Annotated in this window: 13 protein-coding genes and 1 tRNA gene; 6 read left to right on the top strand and 8 right to left on the bottom strand. The window is 57.7% G+C overall.

All coding sequences use genetic code 11. From position 1 onward, the window contains the following. Positions 1-301: 301 nt before the first annotated feature. The 6 genes from H567_RS0107370 to H567_RS0107335 all read left to right on the top strand — a co-directional run bounded on the left by H567_RS0107370 (position 302) and on the right by H567_RS0107335 (position 6,156). Positions 302-1,180, top strand: a complete 879-nt coding sequence (locus H567_RS0107370; protein WP_028320908.1) for a TRAP transporter TatT component family protein — start codon at positions 302-304, stop codon at positions 1,178-1,180. Between the two features lie 43 nt (positions 1,181-1,223). After that, a complete protein-coding gene (locus H567_RS23610) occupies positions 1,224-2,234 on the top strand; it encodes a TRAP transporter substrate-binding protein (RefSeq protein ID WP_051184585.1) in 1,011 nt (336 codons plus the stop codon). Positions 2,235-2,553: 319 nt separating this feature from the next. Further along, positions 2,554-3,132 carry a TRAP transporter small permease gene (locus H567_RS0107355; protein ID WP_028320906.1) on the top strand — a complete coding sequence of 193 codons (579 nt, stop codon included), beginning with the start codon at positions 2,554-2,556 and terminating at the stop codon, positions 3,130-3,132. Continuing rightward, positions 3,129-4,385 carry a TRAP transporter large permease gene (locus H567_RS0107350; protein WP_028320905.1) on the top strand — a complete coding sequence of 419 codons (1,257 nt, stop codon included), beginning with the start codon at positions 3,129-3,131 and terminating at the stop codon, positions 4,383-4,385. The genes H567_RS0107355 and H567_RS0107350 overlap by 4 nt, the downstream gene beginning before the upstream one ends. Before the next feature lie 271 nt (positions 4,386-4,656). Then, on the top strand, positions 4,657-5,775 hold the full coding sequence (asd, locus tag H567_RS0107345; RefSeq protein WP_028320904.1) for an aspartate-semialdehyde dehydrogenase: 1,119 nt from the start codon (positions 4,657-4,659) through the stop codon (positions 5,773-5,775). Positions 5,776-6,058: 283 nt separating this feature from the next. Next, a tRNA-Sec gene (locus H567_RS0107335) sits at positions 6,059-6,156 on the top strand. A 575-nt stretch (positions 6,157-6,731) separates the two neighbouring features. Here H567_RS0107335 and H567_RS0107330 read toward each other — a convergent pair. The 8 genes from H567_RS0107330 to H567_RS0107295 form a co-directional block, all read right to left on the bottom strand. Continuing rightward, entirely contained in the window at positions 6,732-7,886 is a 1,155-nt protein-coding gene (locus H567_RS0107330; protein ID WP_028320903.1) for an aminotransferase class V-fold PLP-dependent enzyme, read from the bottom strand. 5 nt (positions 7,887-7,891) lie between these two features. After that, on the bottom strand, positions 7,892-8,257 hold the full coding sequence (locus H567_RS0107325; RefSeq protein ID WP_051184584.1) for a TusE/DsrC/DsvC family sulfur relay protein: 366 nt from the start codon (positions 8,255-8,257) through the stop codon (positions 7,892-7,894). 5 nt (positions 8,258-8,262) lie between these two features. Continuing rightward, positions 8,263-10,920 carry a molybdopterin-dependent oxidoreductase gene (locus tag H567_RS0107320; RefSeq protein WP_028320901.1) on the bottom strand — a complete coding sequence of 886 codons (2,658 nt, stop codon included), beginning with the start codon at positions 10,918-10,920 and terminating at the stop codon, positions 8,263-8,265. Positions 10,921-11,008: 88 nt separating this feature from the next. Next, positions 11,009-11,806 (bottom strand): electron transfer flavoprotein subunit beta/FixA family protein, encoded by a 798-nt coding sequence (locus H567_RS23605; RefSeq protein ID WP_051184583.1) that lies wholly within the window; start codon positions 11,804-11,806, stop codon positions 11,009-11,011. Continuing rightward, positions 11,803-12,792: an electron transfer flavoprotein subunit alpha/FixB family protein gene (locus H567_RS0107310; RefSeq protein WP_028320900.1), complete on the bottom strand. Its 990-nt coding sequence runs from the start codon at positions 12,790-12,792 to the stop codon at positions 11,803-11,805. The genes H567_RS23605 and H567_RS0107310 overlap by 4 nt, the downstream gene beginning before the upstream one ends. A gap of 441 nt (positions 12,793-13,233) precedes the next feature. After that, on the bottom strand, positions 13,234-14,835 hold the full coding sequence (locus H567_RS0107305) for an FAD-binding oxidoreductase (protein ID WP_028320899.1): 1,602 nt from the start codon (positions 14,833-14,835) through the stop codon (positions 13,234-13,236). Positions 14,836-14,851: 16 nt separating this feature from the next. After that, complete coding sequence (locus tag H567_RS0107300) at positions 14,852-16,099, bottom strand: (Fe-S)-binding protein (protein WP_279614976.1); 1,248 nt, start codon at positions 16,097-16,099, stop codon at positions 14,852-14,854. A gap of 51 nt (positions 16,100-16,150) precedes the next feature. Then, the gene (locus H567_RS0107295; protein WP_028320897.1) at positions 16,151-17,617 is read right to left on the bottom strand and encodes an FAD-binding oxidoreductase; all 1,467 of its coding nucleotides are present in this window, start codon (positions 17,615-17,617) and stop codon (positions 16,151-16,153) included. Positions 17,618-18,530 lie beyond the last annotated feature (913 nt).

Below are 18,530 nucleotides of genomic sequence, written 5' to 3'. Positions count from 1 at the left end.
TACTGAAGTCATTGCCATTTGCACGATGGAAGCGCCTACCGGGTCCAGGGGCGGCTCTCTTCTGACTTGCGCCTGCCCGGGGATTTCCGGTAGGCTGGTTTCCATCCGGAAAGGGTCTTTTTTGCCCATCTCGGCGTCAATCTGCACGTTTGGTTGTGCGGCCACCACTAGGTCGCCTCCGCGCAAATGCTCGATTTCCTTGATATCGGCAAAAAATTTTCATTTCCGTATTTGAAACTGGCTTGTAGCGGGAGATCATTTCCGGACGGACACTCGGCTGAGGTCTTCAATGAGGTCAATCATGAAAAAATGGCTCAGCACCCCTCAGGCGATTCTGCTGCTTCCCATGTTCATGCTGAGTGCAGCGGGCTGCGCGGCCATTGCGCTCCGAAGCACGCCTTCCCTCTGGGGGCACATGAACCGCACCATCTTCGAAGAATGCGATCCGGAGCTCGCGCGCGGGGCGCTCCCTGCACAGTTGAAGCTCCTGGAAGGGTTGCTCGGAGAGGCGCCCGGCTACGATCGGCTTCTGGATACCCTCTGCATGGGCTTTGCCGGATACGCCATGCTTTTTGTCGAAGACGAGGAGCCTGCACGCGCCGCACCGCTTTACGCCCGGGCGAGCCGATACGGTTTCAAGGGGCTGGGCTTCGAGGTGTCCCTGCCGGAAACGCCCCCTCCTCCCTTGGATAGGATGCTCCAAAGGGGCCCGTGGAACGCTGCACGAGGGGATGAATCCCTTTTCTGGGCGACTCTCGCATGGTTCAGCTGGCTCAACCTCAACCGGGACCTTCCGGACGCGCTGGTGCAGCTTCCTGTTGCACAGGATTATCTCGCTTATTTCCTCGATCGAAACCCCAGGCTGTTTCACGGAACGCCCTACCTGCTCGCTGCAATGCAGGAGGCGGCCAAACCCGCCCTGCTTGGGGGTAACCTCGATCATGCCGCGGCCCTCTTCGAAAAGGCGATGACGGCCGGAAACGGCCGCTTTTTTCTCGCCCCCTATCTGTATGCGCGCGAATATGCTGTGAAGACGCAGAATCGGGACCTCTTCACCCAGTTGCTGGAGGGGATCATCCATGACGAGCCCAAGGTTCTCGAGGATGTGTGCCTGATCAATGCTGTCGTGCAGGAAAAAGCCCGGGCGCTGCTCTCCCGCCGGCAGGAACTCTTCTTCTAGACCGGTTCAAGGGCTTGTGTCGTTCGGCTGAAAGGATTCTGTGATGAAACGGCTGGTTCTCTTTACCCTTCTTTTGTGTCTGCTGCCGTTGTCCCTTGCAACAGGCGCCGGGCAGGAATACCGCATCAAATTCGCCACGGTCGCACCGGAGGGTTCAGCCTGGCTCAAGGCCATGAACGAGCTCGACGCCGAGTTGCGGGAGCGGACCGATGGATGCCTCGGGTTCCTGATTTACGCGGGCGGGATCGCGGGGGATGAACTGGATGTCCTGAAAAAGATCCGCATCGGGCAACTGCATTGCGCCGCCTTTTCCGGGGTGGGGCTTGGGGCCGTGCTGCCTTCGGTGAGGGTCCTGGATCTCCCCATGCTCTTTCGGGATGCGGAGGATGTCGATCGGGTCAGGGCGGGGCTCACCTCTCGCTTCGCCGAGGATTTCTCGCGCGAGGGGTTCCGGTTCATCTCCTGGGCGGAGATCGGTCCGGTCCACCTGTTTTCAAAGGCGCCCATCCACACCATAGACGATCTGAAAAGGGCCCGAATTTGGGCGTGGTCGGGAGACCCCGTCGCGAATGAAACGTTCAGCGCCATGGGGCTTCACCCCATCCGGCTCTCGATCACGGATGTCTCCACCGCGCTCAACACCGGCATGATCGACACGGTTTACGCACCGCCCATGGGGGCGCTCGCGCTCCAGTGGCAAACGAGCCTCCGCTATATGTCCGCCCTCCCCCTTGCCTATGCCAATGCCGCCGTGCTGCTGTCGAATTCTTTTTTCGAGCGGTTGCCCCCCGAGTTGGCAAAAGTACTCAGCGAAACCTTTCCTCCCGCCATGGAACAGCTCACCGGCCAGATCCGCCGCCAGATCGAACAAACGACCAGGACGCTCCAGAACGCCGGCGTAGAAATGGTCGCGGCTCCCACCGGCGAGGAACTCCTCCCCTTCGAAGCCATTCACAGCCGTGTGGCTCAGAGGCTCGAAGGCAAACTCTACCCGGCTGGACTGCTCGATGAGGTCTATCGACTCCTCGGGCGCAGGCCGTCTCCCCAGGAGTGAAAGGGCGCAAGAGATGTCAAGTCGGCTTATTTCAGGCTTAGGGTGTTTTCCGTTCTTGGACGTTTGGCCAAGACAGCGAGCGGCTGAGCGGCTTTCGTGTGGAAACTTCCTTGTGCGAGGGCCGTTGAAAAATGGCCGGATAAAGGGTTTGTGACATTTTGTGGGATGTGGCCCGGCCAGGCGCCCTTTGCATTCCACTGGATGAAGTAACACGGCAGAAAGGCGTTTTCGAAGATCTCATGACCGATCTCCAACCATTGCAGGGACTCTGAATTTGAGGGTCTCATGACCGATCTTCAACCATTGCAGGGGCTCTGAGGTGGAAAATAGAGCAAAGGACACGGGACCGCCGGTCCACGCTGACAGACGCCCAGGGAAGCTCGGGCGGATCAGCGGAGCCCTGACCGTGGTCGAAAACCTCATCCTGGTCATCTCTTTGGGCGCAATGGTACTCTGCACCTTCTCCACTGTATTGCTGCGCGGGTTCTACACCCACGCCGGCAGCGAGTGGGCCAGCCGCATGATGGGGCACCTCGAGTGGTCCGAGCCCACCGTGCGCCTCCTGGTGTTGTGGGTGACCTTTATCGGCGCCTCGGCCGCCACCCGGATGGACGCCCATATCCGCATCGACCTCGCCTCAGTCCTAGTTCCCAAGAGACTCGCGCGTATCCGCGAAGTGCTGCTCGGGATGGGGGCGGCCATCGTGTGCGGGATCATGAGTATGGTGAGCCTCGATTACATCCGTCTTGACATGCAGATCGGAAAACCTTTCCTGGGGGGAATCCCCTCCTGGACGACCCGGATTGTCCTCCCGGCCGGGTTCGCACTGATCGGTCTGCGCTTTCTGCTCCGAGCGGTTGAAAGGATGCTTGGGAAAGCGGGGGGGCCGCCGCCTTGACCGTTTTGATCCTCCTCCTCCTCGGCCTTCTCTTGATGGGGCTGCCTCTTTTTGCCGGGATCCTCGTCGCCGCGATGCTCGGGTTTCATGCTGGACAAGTTCCTCTTACCGTGATCGCAGTCGAGATCGACCGCCTGGCAAACGCTCCGGTCCTACTCGCCATCCCCCTTTTCACCTTTACGGGTTACCTGCTCGCACAGGGAGGGACATCCGCCCGTTTTGTCCGCCTTTCGCAGAGTCTTCTCGGGTGGCTTTCCGGCGGCCTGGGGATCGTGGCGCTCGTCACCTGCGCACTCTTTACAGCGCTGACAGGGGCGACCGGGATCACCATCGTCGCCCTCGGAGGGCTTCTTCTGCCGATGTTTTTGCGGGAGCGGTACCCCGAGCGCTTCTCCCTCGGACTGCTCACCATCTCAGGGAGCGTGGGGATCCATTTTCCCCCGAGCCTCCCTGTCATCCTCTACGGGTTCGTGGCAGGCGTGCAGATAGAAAAACTCTTCCTGGCAGGCCTTTTGCCCGGGCTTCTCCTCCTTGCCGTCCCATGCGCCTACGCCCTCTGGAGCGGCAGGCGCTCCGGAGGCATACCCCGCGCCTTTTCTTTGGGCGAGTGCCTTGCGGCCCTTCGGGGCGCCGCCTGGGAACTGCCCCTCCCCTTTCTGATCCTCTTCGGAATCTACAGCGGCCTCAGCACGGCAACGGAGGCGGCAGCCCTGGCCGTAGTCTATGTCCTTGCCGTAAAAATCCTGGTTTTCCGAGAGCTCGATCCCTGCAAAGAACTGCCGCGCATCATGGTCGAAAGCATGCAGATGGTCGGCGCGATCATGATCGTGCTCGCGGCAGCGCTTGCCTTTACAAGTTACATGGTCGACGCCTTTATCCCGGCCAGGGTCCTGGAATTCCTCCAAGGCACGATCCAGTCCCGGCTGGGGTTTCTCATCGTCTTGAATCTGTTCCTGATCGCGGTCGGCTGCCTGATGGACATCTTCAGCGCGATCCTGGTCATCGTGCCTCTGGTTGCACCGCTTGCCGCACGCTTCGGGATCGACCCGTTTCACCTCGGGGTCGTCTTCCTGGCCAATCTCGCGATCGGCTACAACACGCCCCCTGTGGGGCTGAATCTCTTCATCGCGAGCGCCCGCTTCAAACGGCCGGTGATCGAGGTTTACCGCGCCGCCCTGCCGTGGCTGATCCTTCTCCTCTTGGTGCTGCTCGTCATCACCTACTGGCCGGCGCTGAGCCTCTTTCTCCTTTGAAAGTCAGCCTGCTGATCGTTCTGGCCTATGCATCCCGACGGACCCCGGCCCGCGCCGCTTCACTCGATCCGGTGGTCCGCCCCGGTGTCTTGCCGATGCGCCCGGCATTTGCCCAAAACCGCCAAAGGGATCGCGTGCGTTGCAGCGGTCTCGTGCCTGGGGCATTCCCCTCCCCTCCCTTTTTTCAGGTCGCCTTTTTGCTTGCTTCAGCCTGGCAACCCTCTTATATTGTCCCCTTATATTTCGCTCAAGATTCTGGGGGTTTTCACAGATGCTACGGATTGGTTTTGCAGGTTGGCGCGGCATGGTAGGGTCGGTCCTCATGGGCCGGATGATCGAAGAGAAAGATTTTTCGGGGTTCGAGCCGGTTTTTTTTACGACCTCCAACGTTGGAGGACAGGGGCCGGACGTCGGGCTGGATATTCCGCCCCTTCAGGACGCCTATGACGTCGAGCGTTTGAAGAACCTCGACATCATCGTCACCTGCCAGGGCGGGGATTACACCAAAAAGGTCTATCCGCAGGTCCGTGCGGCAGGTTTCAAAGGGTACTGGATCGACGCGGCCTCCGCCCTGCGCCTCGAGAAAGACAGCATCATCGTCCTCGACCCGGTCAACCGGGCGGTGATCGACAAGGGTCTCGACCAGGGGATCAAGACCTATGTCGGGGGCAACTGCACGGTCAGCCTCATGCTTATGGCGCTTGGCGGCCTCTTTGCGCAGGGCGAGGTGGAGTGGATCTCCTCCATGACCTATCAGGCCGCATCCGGCGCGGGCGCCAAGCACATGCAGGAACTGATCGCCCAGATGGTCGACCTGGTCGACGCCGGTCGCCCCTACCTGAAGGACACGGCTGCCACGGCCATCGATCTCGATCGCGCCGTGACGAAAAAGCTTCGCGACACGGCCTTCCCGACAGAAAATTTCGGGGCGCCCCTGGCGGCGAGCCTCATCCCCTGGATCGACAGCCCCATGGAATCGGGCCAGACGCGCGAGGAGTGGAAGGGCTACGTCGAAACCAACAAGATCCTCGGCGCCTCGCCCCCGATCCCGATCGACGGGCTTTGCGTGCGGGTCGGCGCGATGCGTTGCCACAGCCAGGGATTGACCATCAAACTGAAGCGCGAGATTCCCCTCGATGAAATCAGCGGGATGATCGCGACGGCCAACGCCTGGGTCGAAGTCGTGCCGAACGAAAAACCCGCGAGCCTTGCCAAGCTGACCCCTGCCGCCGTCAGCGGCACGTTGAAGGTCCCGGTGGGCAGGATTCGAAAGATGCTCTTGGGGCCCCGCTTCCTGGCGGCCTTCACGGTCGGCGATCAGCTCCTCTGGGGGGCGGCCGAGCCGATACGGCGCATCCTCAAGATCATCATCGACCGGTCGGCGCGCTGAAGCCGCCCGGAACCGCATGGGGTCCTCCGGCTTTCAGCGAGAGAACTCTTCCATGTCGCGGCGCTGGTGCAGGCGCCCCGTTTCAGCGGAGGGCCGCCGTGGGAACGCCTTCAGCGCAGGAAATGCGGTTGTGGTCGATGAACGCTTGGGCCGGAAAATCCTTTTACGGTGACGCATTGAACCGCGATGCGGCCGGCTTCCCCGCAGAGGCCCTGAATTTCGGCGTGTCCTGTTGACAAATCCACGTGCATCGCTACAATTGAGTCAGGGTGCGCGTCGTTCTGGAAGTGGAAAGCTCACTGGTGGGGCTCCCGGACTTCAAATCCGGTGTACCGGGCTAAAACCCTGGTAGGTGGGTTCGATTCCCATGCACTTCCGCCACAGTAAAATCAAGAGGTTAGGCCAAAAAGCCAGCCCCTTTTTGCTATAGCTAGACGCACGTTTTGTGCCCCGAAAAAATGTAAGCAGAATGTAAGCAGAAAAAAAAACAAGCCTCCTAATGTCCTGTTGGCCCCGGGCCTCAGCAAGATTCTCAACCTCCCCAAAAGGCCCCCGCAGACAATCGAAGAGCTTCAATTCCTACCTCTCCCCAGTTATCCCCGCTTGAAACGCTGGATTGGCGAAGCTTCACACAGGATGGGACTTTTGTTGCAGTCCGTTTCGCTTTCTTTTCAACAGCGTTTGGGGGCAACCTTGGGCTGCGAAATCCGCTTGATTTTGAGGGCTTTTCGCTGTTGGCCCATACGTCAAGAAGGCATGTCCGGCAAGATCGGGCTTCTCCGCTGATCCTGATCTGCTCCGGATAGGTTCTGAAGACAAAAGGAGCATTTTGAGATGGAAACTGCCTGGCAGGTGTGCATCCAGGATCCTCGGATGGGCCCGGAATGATATCTCAAATCGCAGAAGCAATAGAGAGTCTGAACCCTTAAAGACCCCGCGCCGCGCGGCACAACTGCTCAACGGGCGATCATGGCCATCGCCTCCAGGGTACGGTCGATCTCTCCCAGGGTGTTGAAAGGGCCCAGGCTGAAGCGGACAGCGCCATGCGGGTAGGTCCCGAACCTTTCGTGGACCAGTGGCGCGCAATGCAGACCGGTGCGAGCCGCGATGTTGAAATCGGCATCAAGGATCATGCCCGCGTCTTCCGGTGAAATTTCCTTGATATTTAAGGTCAGAAGCCCCACGTGGCGAGAAGGGTCGCCCAATTGCCCGAAGACCTGGACCCGATCGATTTGTGAGAGTCCCTCGTACAATCTATCGAGGAGCCGCATTTCATGTGTATGAACCGCCTCGATCCCCTCTGCCAGGAGGAAATCGATGCCCGCTGAAAGGCCGATGATCCCCAGAAGATTGACTGTTCCCGCCTCCAGTCGGTGCGGGAAGGTCTGGGTGTGAACGAGGCTCTTGGAATCCACGCCCGTACCGCCGAAACGGGTGGACGCGATTTCCAGCTTCGGATCCAAGGCCAGCCCGCCGATGCCGGTCGGGCCGAGCAAGGATTTGTGCCCGGTAAACGCCACGCCGGCTACCTCCCAGCCTTCCATGTCGATGGGAATGACGCCTGCGCTTTGAGCTGCATCGATGATCAGAGGGACGCCCCGTTCCGCACAAATGCGGCCGATTTCCGGAATGGTTTGAACCGTGCCGAGCACGTTGGATGCATGGCAGACGACAACCAAACGGGTGTTGGACTTGATGCCCAACGCAATGGCGTCCGGGTCCACGAACCCTTCCCCATCGAAGGGGACTAGATCGTATTCGATCCATCCCCGTTGACGAAGGTGGTAGAGGGGCCTCAGGACGGAGTTATGTTCCAAGCGGGTGGACAGCACATGATCGCCCGGCCTCACGATCCCTTGCAGGGCGAGGTTCAAGGCATCCGTAGCGTTTTGGGCGAAAATGACGTGGTCCGCATCCGGGGCCCTGAACAATGCGGCCACCTTTCGCCTCGTCTCCTGGACCAGACCCTCCGCCTCAACAGCCAGATCGTAACTTCCCCGTCCGGGGGAGACCCCCATCCGGCTATAGATTTCAAGCATCTGTTCCAGGACGGCGCGCGGTTTGGGAAAAGTCGTGGCCGCGTTGTCCAGATAAATGATGGGTTCCCTCATAACCTCTAACCCGCACAGGTTTTTGGATTCGGTAGACCGGCCACCCGCCTTGCTCCCCCGCGGATCCCGCCCGGAAAAAGCGCCTCGAGGTCCATGAGCGTCATCTTGACCCCTGCCTTCAAATCCCGGTTCATGGGTGCGCGGCCATGTTGAAAGTAGTAGGCTCGCATAAAACGAATCACCTGCCAGTGGATCTCCCCCCATTCCTTCAGGCCGCTTTCAGCCGCCAGCAATCGGGCCATCTCCTCGGACCAGTCCTCTGGGTTGCGCAGAAAGCCTTCTCCGTCGAAGACGATCTGCGACCCCGCAATCGTGCGGACTTTCCGGTTGGGGTGACCCGAAAGCGGGCGAGGTTCTTCGGCTTTCGCCATAGCCCTTATTTCCCTTTCAGCAAGGCGGCCTTGATCTTCTCCGGCGTGGCCGGCAGATCGTAGATTCGGACGCCGCAGGCGTCCTGGATGGCATTGGTGACGGCAGGAGCCGTCGAAACCATGGTCATCTCACCGATGCCGGTCGCCCCCAAGGGCCCATTTTTCCGGGGGGTTTCCCTGGGGGTGATCACCTCCATGTCAAAGGCGGTCTTCATGGTGGGAAATTTGAAGGTGACCCAGTCCTTGGTCTCACCGTGGACGTAAATCTCTCTCAGTGCGAAGCCCACACCCTGGTCCATGCCCCCCTCCAGCTGCCCTTCCAGGTTCTTGGGATGGATTACCACCCCGGGGTCCACGGCGGTGGTCATCTTGATGATCTTGACCTCCCCGGTATCGGTATTCACTTCCAACTCCGCCATCTGGATATTGTGGACCTGGGACTCGAAGGTGGAGCCCAATCCGGTTTGAGGGTCCAGGGGCCCCTCGGCCACACTCTTCTTCCCGATAAAGCGGGTCGGTTTACCCGCCTTTTGGAGCCCTTCGTACCCGGAACCCCCCGCCTCTGCCATGGTGGCCTTCATCTGTTCGATGGCGTTGAGCAGCGCTCCCCCCACCATGTAGGTGATCCGGCTGCCTGCCGCAGGACCGGTTTCGGTCGTGTGCTCGGTGCTCCGGGTGCACAGGCGCACCTTTTCGAAGGGCAGATTCAGCAGATGGGCTGCAATCTGAGTGAGCATGGAATCGTTCCCCTCACCCGGGTCGGCGGCTGCGGCGTAGATGGTGATGCCGTCATCGGGGTCCCGCTCCACCGCCACCATGGCGGCGTCCCCCGGCTCCGCTATCCCGAAGGAGTGGCAGGCCAGGCCCACTCCGCGGCGGATGGGGCCGTTCTTGAAGGCGGCAGCCTCCTTCCTGGCCCGTTCGTAATGGGGCCGGAGGTCCTCCCATAGCCCCTGAAAAGGCCACTCCTCCACGATGGCTCCGGTGGAAACGCTCTGACCCGGGACAAGGATGTTTTTGAGACGGAATTCAAACGGATCGAGCCCCAACTTCTTGGCCAGCATATCCATGGCCGATTCCAGGGCGAAGGCGACCTGCGGCGGCCCTGCCCCTCGGGCGGCGCCCCCTGCGGCGTCATTGGTGTAGACCAGCTTCGCCATCGCCTCGACGTTGGGGATGTTGTAGGAACCGGAGAGCATCTGGAGGGCCCTCAGTCCCACCACGATGCCCAAAATCTGATAGGCGCCGTTGTTGATCGTGAAGTCATTGACGAAGGCGGTGAGTTTCCCATCCTTGTCCGCGGCCAGTTTCACCTTCATGTCGAAGGGGTGGCGCTTGGAGGTGAGGAGCATGGATTCGTGAAGGCTCGGTATGTAGCGGACAGGCCTTCTAAAATGAAGGGCGGCCGCTCCGGCGACGGCCTCGGACGTGATGGCGACCTTGATGCCGAATTGCCCTCCGCAATAGGCCTCTTCGTAGCGTATGTTCTCCCATCCCAGAGCGCCCTGCAGCATGGCCATGTGGCTGTGAATCATGATGCTTCGGCCGATCACCACGAGCAGAGCGTCTTCCCCCTCCCCTTCGAGGTAGGCTACACAGGCCTCGGGTTCGAGAGGGGCCTGGTGGTTCATCTGGGTGGAGAAATCGGCTTCCACTACCGCAGCCGCTTCGGCCAGGGCCTTCTGGGCATCCCCCTTGATCTGGGGCTGGGCCCAGCAGAGGTTCGGGTATTCGTCGTGGATTTGCAGGGCGCCGTCGGCAAGGGCTTCAGCTGGCGTCATCATCACCGGCAACGGATCATAGCCGACCTTGACCGCTTGAGCGGCGGCCTCCGCCTGGGCCTTGGTTTCTGCCACCACCACTGCGATGGGATCCCCGAGACAGCGGACTCTGTCCGAGCATAGGACGGGCTGGTCATCGAATATGAGCTTGATCCGGTTGCTGCCCTTGATGTGCTTGGCGGTCATGACACCGACCACCCCGGGCATCTGTTCGGCCTGCGAGGTGTCGATGGATTGGATCCGGGCATGATGTTCGCTGCTCCGCACAACGGCGATTTCAAGGGCGCCCTGCATCTGGATGTCCGCCGAGAATTGCGCCAGGCCGCACGCCTTCAGCATCGCCGAGGGCCTGGGGTGGGAGACTCCGATCGTCCCGCTTCGAGGATCGGGCCTGACCTCATCCGGGCTGATCTCGCCGCGGATGAACCTGCCCGCCAGCTTGACGGCCTCGATGATCTTTTTATAGCCGGTGCATCGGCACAGATTCCGTGCAAAGGCCTTCTTTATCTCCCCCTCATCCGGATCCGGATTGCCGTCGAGCAGCGCTTTCGTGGCCATGATCATCCCGGGGGTGCAATACCCGCACTGGATCGCTCCCGCGAGGACGAAGGCCTCCTGAATCAGATGGGGGTTGTCCGGCGTACCCAGACCCTCCACAGTCCAGACCTCCGCTCCATCCAGATCTGCCACCTTGCTGATGCAGGAGCGCACCGCCTTGCCGTCGACGAGAACAGTGCATGCCCCGCACTGCCCCTTCCGATCGCAACCCTGTTTTGCTCCGATCAGGTGCAAATCCTCCCGTAGAAGGTCTAAAAGCATGCGTTCAGAATCGACTATGAATTGGTATCGTCGTCCGTTTACCTTCAATGAGACCTTTTTCATGAGCACCGCCTTTCCATAAGTCGTGAAAAACTCCAAGCGAGAGTTCGAACAAGCAATCCACTCATAAGAATGGTTCAACCTCAATCCGTTATATCAGACCGTCCTGCCTCAGCCTCAGCGCAAGATCTTCCCCCTTCTCCTCCGCTGAGCCTCCTTCGATAAAAACGCACTGTCTGGCAGTCGAAGGAGGCGCTGAGAGCGACACGATGTTTCTTGTCCTGAGGGCGGTGACATCTAAAACGAGATCCTGCACGGTCCACTTTGTCAGGGGCTTCTTGCGGGCCTCGAGCACCGCCTTGATGGAAGGCATCCGGAGCTCACCCGCTTCGCTGCTCACCGTGAGGAGGGCCGGCAGAGAGGCGCGCACCGTTTCGAAGCCTATGCGTCTGAGCTTTTCCGCCTCGACCCGGCCTTCCAGAATCTCGGCGCCCTTCACAAGGTTGATCGCCGGGATGGCAAGCATCTCCGCCAGCAGAAGGCCCGTCTGCGCGGAGTCCCAGTCGGCGCTCTGCCTGCCGGTGAGGATCAGGTCGTATTCCCCTACCTTTTCAACCGCCGCGGAAAGCACCCTGGCAGCGGCTTCGCTCGTCAAATCATCGAAGGCGGGGTTCTCGACCAGGATCAGATCATCCACCCCCACTGCCAGGGCCTTTTTCAGCACCGCAGCAACCGCTTTCGCGGAGACATTGATCGCGACGATTCTGCTTCGCCAACGATCTTTAAGCCGAAGGGCGAGCTCCAGCGCATTCTCGTCATAGGGGTTGATGACCGGTGGGATCCCTTTCGCCAGGACGCGTTTTTCCTCCGGCTGAACCTCGAAAGCCGAGATGGGGCCCTCCGGATCGGAGACCGTCTTGAGACAGACAATGATCGTGAGCGTTTTCATACCATCTCCTCCAGCTTCCGCATAAACCCGGGAAGCACCTCTTCATACCGGCCGACAACCCCATAATCCGAAACCCCGAAGATGGGGGCCTCATCGCTCTGGTTGATGGCCACGATCTTTCGAGACCCGATCATCCCCGAGAGATGCTGGGTGGAACCCGATATACCGATCGCAAAGTAGATCTGCGGACTCACCCGCTCCCCCGTCTGGCCGACCTGACGAGCGTGCGGGAGGAGGCCGTTGTCGACGAGCGGACGGCTCGCTCCAAGCTCCACCGCCCCGAAGCGCTTGTGCAGAAGATGGATCAGTTTCTGCAACTGCTCGATCCCTTCCACGCTACCAATGCCTCTGCCTCCCGAGACGATGACTTCGGCCCCCCCGAGGTTGACGCTCTCCCCCTCCACCACGGAGAGGGTCTCTGACCGGGCGAGGGAGGAATCCAGCGCAACATCGAATAGGATGATTCTCCCCTCCGCGCCTTGGCGGGGAAGAGGTTCTTGTGTCATACACCTCATGGTGGCCACGCCGGGCACGCCGTGAACTCCGATGACAGCGATGGCGCGGCCGCCGTAAACCGGCTTGGTGCAAAGGAGCCTGCCCTCTTCCCCCCACTCCACTTCCGCACAATCGGGGACGAATTCACTGTTGAACCTGTGGGCAACCTTCGGCCCAAGCTCCACATTTTCGTAACTGTGGTTCATCAGCAGGACGGATGGTTTGACGGCCTTTACCAGGGTTTCCAAGGCCGAGGCATAAAGATCGGCCTGGTAGGATGAGAAGTTCGCGTCATCGAGCGTGTACACCTCGTCCACGTAAAGGGCTGTTTCCTCCGAAACGTCACCAGGCGCGCGCCCCATGACACACCCGCAGAGGACTCCGCTGCAGCCTTCCGCAAGCGCCTTTCCAACCGTCAGCAGCTTCAATGAAATGGGGGCCAAGCCGCCGTTTTCATGCTCCATTAAAACAAGAATCCGATCCTGTCCCATGGCTAGGCTCCTTTGAATATTGAGCAGGCGGCGGGCTTATCCCCTGATTCGAATCGATGGAAAGCCCTATTGATATTGACTGATTTTCTCATCTCCAATGTCCTTTCAGATTCTGTTGCATGTCCTCCCGCATAGTACAGAGCTCATCCGGTTCTCAAATTTCCGGAATCTTGGAGCGCGGAATTCGCGTGGATTTCCTTCCAAGCCGATGAAATGATCGGAATCAAAATGTCCACAAAAAATCCGTATGTTCTCTATCAGGGGCTGGAAGTGCAGATGGTCGCCATCTTTCGATTGCAGCGTGCATTCGCAGTGCGGCTCCAGCGGTGCGTGCACATTACCGCTAAAGCCAACTGCCGCTCCTCTTCCTCATGAAAAGCTCACTGGCGCATCGGAGTTACTGTTTACCCGCGTTCCGATGCCCGGTTGCCAGCGAAATGCCTATGGAAAAATCGCTGGGATATAGCCAGACCAGTCCCCGACATCGTTGGGGTCGAGCATATCCCTGATCTTCCTGAGCCAAACGTCATAATGGTCATAGATAGGCCCCCAGTTCTGATGGACATGACTCTTGAATTCAACCTGAAGACCTCCCCCAAGATGGGGCACCCCGAAGCGTCTGAAATCACCGTTCGGATCCTCTGAGGCCTGGGCGACCTCTCGGAGGGCCTGAAGCGAATCGGCATCCCAGGGATCATAGAATGAAACATTTTCCTCATGAAAACCGACAGAGCTGTGCTCGCTCGGGATAAGGAACATCTCGGCGGTGCCGAGCTGCTGAAGCAATCCTTTGTCCATATAGGGTTGAAGCAGCCGTTCTGCTTCCTTTCTCAGGTTCAGCATCATGTCGGGGCTGCCGTCACCGGTGGGAGAGACGAAGAAATCTCCCGTGCGCCTGAATGCGGCAGTAACAAAACCGAAGTGCCAGGTGGCTGCAGAAAAGAACCGGGCCTGCTCGGACGGGGGCAAGGGCAATGGATGGCCACCCATTTCTTCGGCGATCTTCAGAAGACATTTCTCACGATATTCGAGCCCCCGCTTTGTCTCGGCGCCAATGACCAGAGCCACTCCTTTGCTGGCTACTTCAGTGAAGTTCATGCCGGCTTCACGCATCTCCTGTATCGCCTGCCACTGTTCGTCATTTCCTTCACCATACGGGAACATGAGGGCACCCATGAGAGCCGAGGCAAGCTCCGCCCTCCCGATTCTGCTCAACGCTTCGAACATTTGATCCTGGCTTTGAAACAGGATGACGAACGTTTTGTACATCTCCGGAACCTGCGTCAAACACTTTGCCGAAGGCGGCCGACCCGGCTCCGCCTCAAATTTCAGATCTGGACTTCCATGCCACGGGTAAAGCTTCACGCTCACCTTCGAAATGATTCCATGTCCGCCATTCGCACCTGAGCGACCCCGCAAAATCCCTCTCATACTCGGCCCAGGCCCATCGGCGGAAAACCAGCCGGCGCCTGTCTCCGCCGAACCTGTCAGAAAAATCTCTCCGGTCGGCAGGATCCATTCCACGCCAAGGACATTACGGCCAAGGCCCCCGGTGCTGACCATCGTGGTCCCCGCACCGAAGTGGCAGCAGGAGCCGGCTATCACCCCGGCGCTGGGTCCCGCCCCGATAGATCCAACCGTCAAACCATAATTGATGGCTTCTCTTTGCAGCCTGTATATATTGACGTAGGGTTCCACCACCGCGTGCATGTTTTTGACGTCTATTTCGATGATCCGGTCCATCCTTTTGAGATCCAAAAGGATGCTCTTTTCGTTTTCGAGAGCGAGAGAAATGATTTCAAATCCGGAAGAAAAGGGTTTGAAGCGAATATGGTATCTATTGCACACTCTAATGACGGCCTGACACTCCTTCGCGCTTCCCGGCAGGACCACCGCAGCCGGACGTGTTGAAAACTTCTGGTCAAATACGGCTTTATGCCCCCAGCACTGGTTGTAGGTATCAAGGATAGCCGGTTCACGCGTGATGTTCTCAGGGCCGACACAATCCTCCAAGGCCATGTATTCGATATCCGTTAACGCCATCTCGATCTACCCTCCTTCACATAGCTTTTTGGATCAGTTCTATGATGTCATAGATTTCGATGCGGTCCGCGCCCTCTTCCATCGCGTCCAAGAAATTCCGTTTGCACCAGCCGCAGGCGGTGGCCATCGCTCCTGCTCCCACGGATCTGGCCTCCTTGAGCCTTTCGGCAGCGGTCCAGGTTGCAAATTCAGGATAGGCCTCCTTGACCCCACCACCGGCGCCGCAGCACCAGGCGGATTCCCTGATCCTGTGCATCTCGACCAGTTTCAGACCAGGGATGCTTTTCAGAATCTCCCTCGGAATGTCATAGACCCCGTTGGCCCCCCGTCGATATTTCTTGGGGGGTTCATGGCAGATCATCTGCCCCATGACCTTGACCTCTTTTCCTTTCCAATGGACCCACGGCTCCGCGAGTCTTCCCAAATGGCAAGGATCATGATAGGTGACGGTCATGGGCACTTCTTTGGTAAATTCGATGGTTCCATCCTTTATCAAACGATGCAGGTATTCCGTGATGTGAAGGACCTCCACATCCAGCTTCCTGCCTATTTTGTCGTAGAGCACTTTGTAGGCCTGGTAACAATCTGAACAGGGATTGACCAGTATTTCCACCCCGGCGGCTTTCAGGGCTTCCATGGTATGCTCCGCATATTTCATGATCTCACCGGTATATCCCCACTGATAGGATCGGCCGCCGCAGCATACCTCTTCATCACCCCAGATCCCCACATCGACGCCCGCATCGAGAAGAATCTGCAACCCCCCGCGGACTATAGGCCACAATTCATCATCGTAGGCATATCTGCATCCGGCGCGATACGCCACTTTCGCCTTCTCCTTATTGAGGTTTTTGACGCGGATACCTTCAGCCCACTTTCCCCTGTCAGCCTTTTTGGCCAACATCATGTTGTCTTCTTTTTTTAGATTATCGATGAAAAGCATGTGCTCCGGCAGAATCTGGCCGTCTTCGACAAATTTCATGCGAAGCGTCTGCATATGCTCGAGCGGTTCGATGTCTTGAACCACTTTGCAAGATACATCGCAGTTGCCGCACATCTGGCAGCGATACACCGCATCCTGGAAGGCATCGGAGTAATCGATCCGGCCTTGCAGGAACGAATAGCTCATGTTCCACTTGCCACTCGCCGCATAGGCGTGGAAATTGTATCGGGCGGCTGAGGGGCAGCCCTTTATGAAATCCATATTCTGCTGGTTTTCGTAGGGTATCCATTTACAGTATGAACATCTGGAGCATCTTTGCATGTCATGTTCAAAATCTTTCAGTTCCATCTTTCAACTTCCTCCCTTCTCTTCTTAGAAGCAAAGCTGCCCAGGATTCAGGACATTGTTCGGATCGAATATCTGCTTGACTTGCTTTTGCATGGTAGAACTCACTGCGGCTCTGCCATAGACCGTCTTTGCCCAAGTCCCATAAGGCCTGGAGAAAAAGGCGCCCATGTCCGCCAGATGGGCGACCCCTTCAGAAAGGAGGTCTTTCACCTTTCCCGTTTCGGATTTGTTCGCCGGATCATAAAACAGGTCGAATTCGCAGTGGCAGCTTGTGCCCTGGACAACCGGTTGGATATAAACGCCCATATCCGTTGAAGGGTACCTGCGCGAGGAGGCTAGACCAGAGGCGGCCTGGATGAAATCAGGTGTCTTATCGAGGGTCGTAAGGAAGAAGATTTCTCCGCACCCGCCCTTGTATCTCAGCTTCCAGTAGGGTTCATCCGAAGGCTTGGAGAGCACCGCAGACAGTTCTTCGGTATTCAGCCCGGAGAGGGTGGTCACCGGTCTCAATTGCCCTGCCCTGAGAGCCATTTCTCTAAGATCGCCTTCCTGCCACGCAACCTTCTCTTCCGGCAGTTCCCCATTCCCCTCGAAACTGACCACCAGCACCCAGGCGGGGAGGCTCTCTCTCAAGGATCGGATCTCATCTGCATCTTTCGCCAACAAGCTGGCAAGGTTGAGATCGTTCAAGATGAAACAATGATCACACTGTCTACTTCTTAAAAGCGGGTACATCAGATCGAACAACTGCGCAACATTTTCAGAAGACACCAGGAATGTCTTGCTGAAGGAGGATGCCATCCGGCATTTCATGGTTGCCCAGGTGAGGATGCCGATCGTCCCCTGCGCGCCCGAGACGAGTTTGTTCTCATCAAACTGCGAGAGCCCGAACGGGGTGATCTGGTAATTGCCGATCTTCCATTTTTCTTCTGTGCTGTCCGGTCCTGCGGCCTCGCCGCTGCGCAATACATCTCCGGTTCCGAAGATGATCTCGCCGCATAGGAACGGATCGGTGCAGTCCCAATGATGCGCCGGCATTGTGATAGGTTCTCTCTCGAGGATACTCGTCAGGACCGATTTCGATTTCCTGGGGCACAAAGGCATATAGGCGGACAGCCCCTCTTTTGCCAGTTCAGTCTGAAGTTCGTCAAAACTGACCCCGGGCTCCACCATCGCCACCCGGTTCCGCTGGTCAACCCTGATGATCTTCTTCATCCTGGTCAGGTCAACCAGGACGGTTCCACCGACGCGCGGGACCGTGTCGCCCCGGAAGTGAGGAGGGCCTGAACTGATGGGTAAGAGCGGAACATTCTCCTCGTTCGCCCATTTGACAATTTCCTGGACTTCTTTTGCGCTCCCGGGTCTGACCAGGCATCTGGGCCGCGTTCGGGCGGCAAAACTCATGTCTCCGGAATAGTCGTTCAGGATATCGGGACTATCCAGCACGTTGTGGCCGCCCGCAATCTTCACCAACCCCTCATTCAGCATCATTTCCCCTCCTTCACTGATCGCTTTTATAAATCCACGATAAAATTCCGCACTCTTCCGCACTTGGGAATTCGGCATACGGGATTGGAAGCCCCCCCTTGGCGCATCAAAAAACATCTCTATGCAGCGAGACTCCTCCCCTCAGAATGGGATCCTCCAGGTTCTGCATGCCATAGGGGACAGCATCTTTAGAACGGTCCGTTCCGAAGAGTTTCACGGCTCTTCTTATTCGGATAAGTAAGCAGTAAATGTGCCAAATACTTTCAATAACAATTTCAATATCTTATATATTCAACCAGTTAGAATTGTGATATTTCGCTATTTCAATTGTCTTATTTCATAAATGGTCCAGGATTGGCCCTCGTGCGCAAGCTGCTTTTGAGCGCGCATCCATTTCCGGAACCGAAGGACGGATTGATCTATCAAATAATTGGAATTGTATAACTTATCTCTACGCGCTCCAGTAGAAACGATACGCGTGGACGGACTTTGAAAAGGGGCGAAAAGGATCATTTTGGATTGGCAACCAATTGTGAAATATGGTAATATTTCACCGTATTCATCGAATTCCGAAGCCAAGGATGACAACCGCATTATGGCAAGGTTAAGAAATCGGATGTAAAGAACGCATGCCTTGCCAGAGGAAATTGAGCTGATCTCTATCTTCTTACGCAGGCGCATCAAAGACTGCTAAATCGATGCAAATTATTTTACTTCAAATAGGTTTATGTGATGAACAAAATACACTCTTCAGACACTCCGCTAAATCGCGTAGACGCAGATCGTTTTTACAAAGAAGCAACATTGCGAATATGCGGAACTCTCGATCCAAAAACAGCTCTAGAGAGGTCATTTGATTATATTGGCAGGATTCTACCTGTGGATGTCATGTCTATTGTACACCGAGAATGGGATT

The sequence above is a fragment of the Desulfatiglans anilini DSM 4660 genome (assembly GCF_000422285.1).
Taxonomy (GTDB): Bacteria; Desulfobacterota; DSM-4660; order Desulfatiglandales; family Desulfatiglandaceae; genus Desulfatiglans; species Desulfatiglans anilini.
The sequence above is the reverse complement of the archived record's forward strand: the minus strand, read 5'-3'. Positions and strand labels throughout refer to the sequence as shown.

Excerpts from the sequence above, each read along its gene's own strand:
- H567_RS0107295 (WP_028320897.1), bottom strand. The coding sequence starts at position 17,617 with ATGATGCTGAATGAGGGGTTGGTGAAGATTGCGGGCGGCCACAACGTG.
- H567_RS23610 (WP_051184585.1), top strand. The coding sequence starts at position 1,224 with ATGAAACGGCTGGTTCTCTTTACCCTTCTTTTGTGTCTGCTGCCGTTG.
- H567_RS0107320 (WP_028320901.1), bottom strand. The coding sequence starts at position 10,920 with ATGAAAAAGGTCTCATTGAAGGTAAACGGACGACGATACCAATTCATA.
- H567_RS0107310 (WP_028320900.1), bottom strand. The coding sequence starts at position 12,792 with ATGGGACAGGATCGGATTCTTGTTTTAATGGAGCATGAAAACGGCGGC.
- H567_RS23605 (WP_051184583.1), bottom strand. The coding sequence starts at position 11,806 with ATGAAAACGCTCACGATCATTGTCTGTCTCAAGACGGTCTCCGATCCG.
- asd (WP_028320904.1), top strand. The coding sequence starts at position 4,657 with ATGCTACGGATTGGTTTTGCAGGTTGGCGCGGCATGGTAGGGTCGGTC.
- H567_RS0107305 (WP_028320899.1), bottom strand. The coding sequence starts at position 14,835 with ATGGCGTTAACGGATATCGAATACATGGCCTTGGAGGATTGTGTCGGC.
- H567_RS0107370 (WP_028320908.1), top strand. The coding sequence starts at position 302 with ATGAAAAAATGGCTCAGCACCCCTCAGGCGATTCTGCTGCTTCCCATG.
- H567_RS0107325 (WP_051184584.1), bottom strand. The coding sequence starts at position 8,257 with ATGGCGAAAGCCGAAGAACCTCGCCCGCTTTCGGGTCACCCCAACCGG.
- H567_RS0107330 (WP_028320903.1), bottom strand. The coding sequence starts at position 7,886 with ATGAGGGAACCCATCATTTATCTGGACAACGCGGCCACGACTTTTCCC.
- H567_RS0107300 (WP_279614976.1), bottom strand. The coding sequence starts at position 16,099 with ATGCAAAGATGCTCCAGATGTTCATACTGTAAATGGATACCCTACGAA.